At 68.4% G+C, this 7145-nt stretch carries 5 protein-coding genes; 1 reads left to right on the top strand and 4 read right to left on the bottom strand.

Annotated elements, in window-relative coordinates; translation table 11 throughout:
• Positions 1-209: 209 nt before the first annotated feature.
• Genes EB084_16290 through EB084_16280 form a run of 3 tightly spaced genes read right to left on the bottom strand, consistent with a single transcriptional unit; the run spans position 210 to position 3187 of the window.
• Positions 210-1214, bottom strand: a complete 1005-nt coding sequence (locus EB084_16290; GenBank protein ID NDD29816.1) for a CAP domain-containing protein — start codon at positions 1212-1214, stop codon at positions 210-212.
• A 12-nt stretch (positions 1215-1226) separates the two neighbouring features.
• Positions 1227-2429, bottom strand: a complete 1203-nt coding sequence (locus EB084_16285) for a hypothetical protein (protein NDD29815.1) — start codon at positions 2427-2429, stop codon at positions 1227-1229.
• Positions 2426-3187, bottom strand: coding sequence for a class I SAM-dependent methyltransferase (locus tag EB084_16280; protein ID NDD29814.1), 762 nt, complete (start codon positions 3185-3187; stop codon positions 2426-2428). The genes EB084_16285 and EB084_16280 overlap by 4 nt, the downstream gene beginning before the upstream one ends.
• A 102-nt stretch (positions 3188-3289) precedes the next feature.
• Here EB084_16280 and EB084_16275 point away from each other — a divergent pair, with 102 nt between their 5' ends.
• Entirely contained in the window at positions 3290-6673 is a 3384-nt protein-coding gene (locus tag EB084_16275; protein NDD29813.1) for a hypothetical protein, read from the top strand.
• Positions 6674-6690: 17 nt separating this feature from the next.
• Here the strand turns inward: EB084_16275 and EB084_16270 are convergent.
• Positions 6691-7145: polysaccharide deacetylase family protein (locus EB084_16270; protein NDD29812.1), on the bottom strand; the 455-nt coding region annotated here is incomplete at its 5' end.

Genomic DNA, 7145 nt, shown 5'->3' with positions numbered 1-7145 from the left:
CCCTATCGCGCCGACGACGGGCGGGAGGGGATGGCGTTGGGGCCCCGCATCGCTCGCGGAGGGTCTTGGCTCAGTCCCAACATCGATTTCTTTCGTGGCGCGCATCGAGATGGCGGCCTGCCGGAGACGTCTTGTGACCGGGGTGGGTTTCGCTGCGCGAGGAGCTCGGTCTAGCGAGGTGTTCCGGTGCGCGTGCCGCCCGCGGGCGCTCAGCGCAACGTCTCCACGAACCCCAGCCCGAAGTCCATCACGCAGATCACGCGCAGGTTCTTGTGCGGCCCGATGGCGACGCCCACGGCATCGTACTCGGCCCTGTAGATGTTGGTGCGGTGACCGCGATCGGCCACCCCGTCATCGATGATGAGCTGCATCACGATGTCTCGCGCGCTCTCGGGGCCGTAGGCGATGTTCTCGCCCATGCGTCTGGCCTGGCCGTATCGATGGATTCGGTCGAAGGGGCTGCTGCCATCGCTGCCGCTGTGGCCGGTGGCGCCCGTGACCGACTGGTCGAGCATGTGATCGCGCGCGGCCAGGTACAGGCCGTGACACGGGTCGAGCGGCCCGACGGCGCGCTGCTTCTCGAGGAACGCGATGGCCTCTTGCGCGGCGCGCGCGCCCTCCTTCGTGCGGATCTGCATGCCGTTCTCGGCCACGCGGACGTTGTCGTGGTAGCTCTCGAGGGTGGCGGTGATGAACCCGGCGTACTGCCCGGGCTGTGTGCGGGCGAGGTTGAGCTCGGCGATGACCGCGAGCTCTCGACTGGTCATGCCGGCGCCCGAGGTGGCCGTCGAGCCCGACGACGACGCGGTGTCGGCGGGCATCGCGCGGCTCTCGCGCGTCTCGAACTTCGCGGTGCTTCCGCTCACGCCGTAGCGCATCTCGGGGAAGAGACGCTGCAGCGTCGTCCACGTGACGCACGGAGCTGCGTCGATGAGCTCCACGCGACCCACGACGGGTCGGCCCGCCCGCAAGAGCCGCTTCTGCCCCGTATCCCAGGTCATGTTCGCCCCGAGCGCGCGGGCGATGGCGAGAACGGGGTAGTAGAGATGGCGGCCTTCGCGGTAGAAGGGCGCCGCGAGACGCACCCCGTTCACCACCACCTGACCGGCCGGCTGGGGCGCCGCGATCGCCTGGCAGAATGCAAGCGACAGTGCGCACAGGGCCACAAGCGCGGCGCGCAAGACGGTCGCCCTGGCCTCACGACGCACGTGCATCGCTCAGGACGGCTACGGCTGTGCCGTCTGCGCCAGCACGGCGTCGACCGCGAAGTGCTGAATCGTGGTTCTGCCGCTCGGGCTGTTGCACGCCACGTAGAGGGTTGCTCCCGGGTCGAGCGCCGCGCTCGGAACCAGCCAGACGTTCTCTCCCACGCGCAGGAAGGGCATCAGCCGGTAGGCGTCGCCCTTCTTGAGGAACGTGAAGGGAACGGTGCCGAAGATGGGGTTGTCGGCCAGCAGCATCACGTTGCCGTTGCGGTCGACGCGGGTGGTGAAGGTCGCCGCGCTGCCTCGGCCCGGCGCGTTCATGAGGTTGAACGCGTCGAGTGAGTTGCGGTACGACCACGAGACCTCCGGGTACTTCTTCGACAGTCGGTGGATGGGTTCGATCATGCGTTCGTGGATGACCTCCGCGCGATCGCGGAAATCGTGCTCGTAGGCCGAAAGCATGGCGTCGTGCCCTTCGAGGCACAGCTGGAACGCCTTCTCGATCTCGTACTCCTTGAGCTCGTGGACGATGGACTTGATGTCGACGAGGCGACCGATTCGACGCTTCATGGCGCCGCGGCTCTGGTAGTCGACCGCGTCGGGCGCGTAGATCTCCCACTGGTGCGTGGCGCGGCGCCAGTCGATGACCTCGAACATGGGCTTGCCATCGGCGTTCAGGGCGTTCCAGTTCACGTCGACGCTGTTGCGGTTCCCCAGATCGTAGGGAAAGAAGTTCTCGAGGAAGTGCGACGTGTCGTTCTTCTCGGTCACCACCTGCACGACCGACGGGAAGTACGCGCGCTCGGCCACATAGCGCATGAGGATCTCGAGGTAATGGCTGTTCTCAAGCCAGTCGAGGCCCCACTCGTTGCCGACGCCAGAGGCCGCAGGGTGGTTGTACATCCAGTACAGCTGGTCGCCGTACTGGGCCATCCGGTCGCCCCAGCGCTCGCGATAGTGGTCGAACACGTTGAACCAACCGAAGTCGCGTTGCACCGGATTGCTACGAAACCCGGACCAGCTGATGAAGAACCACGAGAAGACCATGGGCTCGCCCGCCGAGTCGCAGTAGCGGCGTCGGTAGGCGGGGTCGAAGATCTGACCGAGGGCTTTGTCGACGACCTCCCACGAATCGAGCAGATCGGCGTGGCGCGCATCGACCACCGGGCCCATGGCGTTGATGATGGGGCAGACGTAGAGGGTTCCGCGGCGGGGCTCCTTCATCGCGTGCCCGCCTCCGTGCCCACGTCTTCCGGCGAGATCTGCACCTGCGCGTCGAGCGGGGTGCGCGTCGTCTTCTCGAGCACGTAGAAGACGTCGCTGGCCGCCATGTCTGTGCGGGGGGCGGTCTCGACGGTGTACCGCTCGCTCGTGAGGTCGCGCTTGTACTCGAAGACCATGCGCTCCCGCACGGTGAATCCGAGGAACGAGGCGAGGCGCTCGAAGGCCTCGATATCGGTGTAGCGAATCGGGATGCGCTTCTCGATGTAGGCCCGTCGCGCCGCTTCGCTGTCTTCATCGTCTGGCGCGTAGCGGGCGGGCTTCACGCTGCACAGAAGGGCCTGGCCGCCCACCCGCAGCAGCCGCGAGATCTCGACCAGGGTCTGGCGCTGGGTGGTCATCTCGAACACCCCCCAGAGCACCACGTGATCGAAGTGCTGCCCGCGATGGGCGACGTCGTCGCTGGGGGAGACGGTGATGCGTCCGGCCGCGTGGGGCAGCAGCCGCTGCGCCTCGGCCACCACGCTCTCGGAGATGTCGCAGCCGAACACCTCTACCCCATACTCGGTCTCGAGCAGGTGCAGGATGCGTCCCAGCCCGCACCCGATCTCCAGCACGCGCTGGCCGGGCTTGGGGCCCAGACGGTCGAGAACCTGTCGGGCCAGCTGCAGGCCCACCACGCGGCCGCGGGTCTCCTCGAGCTGCGGGCTGCAATGCTCCCGCAGGTACTCGACATACGAAGGTTGTTGAAAGTACTGCATCAGAGGCTCCTCATGGGCCCGCGGGCTTCGTCCAATCCGGGGCGATTCCTTCGTTGCGTGACGAGCGGAGGACTCCCCGACAGCGCGTGTAACCCCTGTTTGATGACCGTCCTCTCTCCTCTGTCAGCCGCTCGCCAGGTGACCGCTGGGGGGCGCCTCACGGTGGCCGTTGACGGGGCGCCCGCCGACGTCACCTTGCAGGGCCCCGACCCCCTGCTGTACGCAATGGCGGTCACGTCGACGGGCACCGTGGCGTTCCAGGTGCCTGCCTGCGTGCGTCCGGGGCGGTACGATCTGACGATCCGAACGCAGTCGAGCGGGGCCGAGGCGACACACTCCGTCGAGGTGGTGGCCGCCCAGCTGTTCCTGACCCGTGCCGAGGTCGGTGCGGGCGAGACCATCGAGGGCACGGTGGGTGGGCTGCGCGGCGTGGGGTCGACGCTGGCGCTCACGTTCTGCAGCGATGACGGGCGGGTGCCTCTCGAGACCCTGTCGGTGGGAGAAGGGGAGGCGTGGGGAGAGGCCGTGCCCTTTCGTCTGGCCCTTCCTCCTGCGCTTCGCAGCGGTCAGGGGTGGCTCTATATCGAGGCGCCCGACGATGGCGCGGTGCTGGCGCGACATCCGCTCGACGTGTCAGATGCGCCCGATCGCGAGGGCGGTCGCCCGAGCGGCCTTGGCCAACGCCTGCTTTCCCTGTTCAGCCGGCGGTCGTCGCCGCCGCCCGAGGAGAGCGGCGTGAGCGCGGCTGACCTCCAGCTCGTCTACTACAGCCACCCGGACGACGTGCGCCAGTGGCTGGCGAAGAATCCGGGACCGCCCGCGTACGCTGACGACCCGATCGACGGGTGTCGCCCGCTCACGCGCCCCCTGACGGCGGCGGCGGCGGCCGACATCCGCGGGAGGTTCCTCGCGGCCGTGTCAGCGGCGTCGACCCCCCTGCGCGCGGTGGCCATGTTCTTGTACCTGGGCGATCTCCATCCCCTCACGGTGGCCCGCCTCCACGGTCTGGGCGAGGGAACGCGTGCCCGCGTCTTCCTCAGGCTCGAACGGGCCTCCATCTTCGATCTCGCCCTCGGCTACGGCCGGCGCCTCGACATCTCACGCCTCGAGGGCGGCGCGCTCCAGCCCTGGGAGCGCACCTTGCGCGGGTTCTGCGAGATGTTCGCGTCATCGAGCCCCTCCCCCCCACGGCCAGGCAGCGAGCGCGGCGCGGTCGTCGATGCCCCGTCGCCCACGCCTGGTCTGGCCCTGTTCTGGCAAGGTGACGAACCCTCCGCGGATCTTGTCGACGTCGCGGAGTGGCTCGCCAGCCGCGGCCTGCGGCTGGTCTGGTTCACCCCGAGCGAGGCGGCCCACGCGGCGCTGGAGGCGCGAGGGGCCAGCAGCACGCTGCTCTCTCCCGCGCATCGGTCGGCGGCGGAGCGCAAGGAAGAGGCCCGGGCGTCTTACGAGCCCCACCCTTCGACGCTTCTCGACTACCAGGTGAACCTCTGCCTGAACTCGAGCACGATTTCGCAGATCGGGGAGGTGCTCGATCGGCTCGACGGGGTTGCGTTCGATGGGTTCACCCACGTGGCCCGCGCCGCTGACGATATGCTGGCCCACTGCTTCGAGTTCGTCGCGCGCTCGCGCGGGAAGGCGGTGCTCGCACTCGGCGCCGATGCCTGTCGCGGCCGTGGCGCCAGCCTCTTCGCGTTGCAGGCGCTCGAGGCGTGCCTCGGGGAGCCGGTGGGCGACGTGATGGCTCCGGCGTCTCCTCGGGGGCTCGAGGCCGCGGTGCGCCGCGCCGCCGAGTCTCGGGCGGCGGCTGCGCAGTCGAGAGGCGACATGGTGAGGGTTCGCCAGCACACCGCGCGCACCAACCGCTCGATCCGGGTGATGTTCTACACGGGCCGCGCGGCCCTCGAGCGCTACCTCGGGGCCAATCCGCCCGATGGGGCGGTGTACTTCACCGCCCAGCAGATCGACGGGCACCCCACGCTCCGCAACCTCATTCACGTCGACGACGAGCGCGTGAACGCTCACTGGGAGCGGGTGCAGGAAGCGCTGGACGATCCCGTTCCCGCCCGACGTGCGCGGGTCTTCCAGGGGCTCGGCGATGCCTACAGGCTGCTCACGCGGCACACGCTGGCGTTTGCCGAGGTGGCGCCCCACGATGTGGTCTGCTTCTGCCGTCTCGATGCGGCCCATCCCCTTCACCTGGCCCTCGAGACCCAGGGGCCTACGTCGTTTCACCGCATCGACGACGATGGGCGGGCAGAGGTTTTCGACGGTCTCGTGGGCCTGCTCGGAGCCGGGCTGCGATCGGTTGAGCATTCTGGGGAAGTCGCGCCAGAGGTCGGCGAGGCGAGGCCCGCTGGAGCTGAGCGCGTTGGCCCGCGCGTTCTGTTCGTGGCGCACGACAACGAGTACGGGCTCTACCTCACGCCTTACTATCCCGTGTTCGACGAGCTTGCGCGTCGTGGGGTGCCGTTCGATGTCATCGCGTGCGACACGCGGGTGGCAGAGCGGCTGCAGGCCCGCGGCATTCCCTTCCAGACGCCCGATCTCGCATTCGACGTCAGCGACGATGCGCTTTGGCGCGTGGTTCGGCAGGCCTGGTATGCGGCCCCCCGAGACGCGTTCGAGTGCCTGGCCAACCTCTCGCTCACCGCGACGAGCGCGACGGAGGTGGCAAAGCTGTCGAGGTACGCATCAAGCCTCGATCTGGCGCGCTACTCGCACGTCTTCTATGTTCCGGATTCAACGGCCATGGCCTATCACGTGCAGCGCCTGGCGGCACCCCTCGGTGTGCGCGGACTGGCCATGGTGTCGGCCTCCATCTCGGAGCGTCTCTACACCAATCCCTACGCCTACCTCGCGGACACGGTCTTCTGCTACGGGCGGCAGGCCGAGCGGTCCTTGCGTCAGGTGTTCGGCGATCGCTTCGAGATCGTCAAGGCCGGTCATCCGCAGCTGTATCGCTACGGTCAGCCCGACGCCGCTCGGCCGGCGGCGAAGGTCGTGCTCGTGGCCACCTCCGGATACGACCCGGCCGAGAAGGTGTGGATGCGCGCTGTTCTCGAGGCCACGGCGGCGGGCGATACCCGCGTGCTCATCAAGCCGCACCCCATGTATCGCGAGCGCTACCTCGACCTGGAGCCCTTCCTGAACGGGCACACCCTTCTAGACGCCGCCACGCCCATCACCGAGGTCGTCGGCATGGCGGATGTGGTGATGACCGATCACTCCCAGGTGGGGAAGGACGCGCACCTGCTGGGAAAGCACGTCATCTCGGTCTTGCTCGAACGCCCCCTGATCGACCTGCGCGATGTGCCCAGCCTCGTCTACTGCACCACGGTCGAGGACGCGCTCGCGGCGTTGCGCAGTGCCCTGGGCAGCAACGCGCCGGCCGTGGTCGATGAGGGCTTCATCGCCGATTACAACTGGGGCAATCGCGCCGAGCACTACACGGTCGTCGTCGACTGCGTTCTCGCAGGCGCCTGATCGCGCGCGACCGGGGGTCAGCTCGGTTGGGCGTGCTCCGCGGCCCGCTTCTCCGCAACCGACCACGCGCAGGGCTCCGCGTTCGCCTGCGTGGGGAACATGGAGCAGTCGAGGCGGTCGATGGTCAGGGGCGAGTCGATCCAGTCGAGCCCGGCGCGGCACGTGAAGGCGGCGTCGATGGGGTGGGCGCGCAGGACGTTCACCGTTGCGGGTACGTAGATTCCGTAGGGATAGGCGTAGCTGCGCACCGTCATGGCGAGGCGCTGCTCGAGCAGCGACAGGCAGCGGCGCGCGTCGGCCGCGGCTTCGTCAGACGATACGGCCGTGTCGGTGAAGTGCAGGTGTCCGTGCCCGCCGATCTCCATGCCGGCGTGGCGCATCGCGCGCAGCGCATCCCACGTCAGGAAGTAGCGGCCTGCAAACTCACGCTCGTCGTATGCCTCTGCGAACATGGCGTCGATGACGCGGGAGA

Source organism: Pseudomonadota bacterium (assembly GCA_010028905.1).
Taxonomy (GTDB): Bacteria; Vulcanimicrobiota; Xenobia; order RGZZ01; family RGZZ01; genus RGZZ01.
Note: the sequence above shows the minus strand (reverse complement) of the source record. Positions and strands in the feature narration are given on the sequence as shown.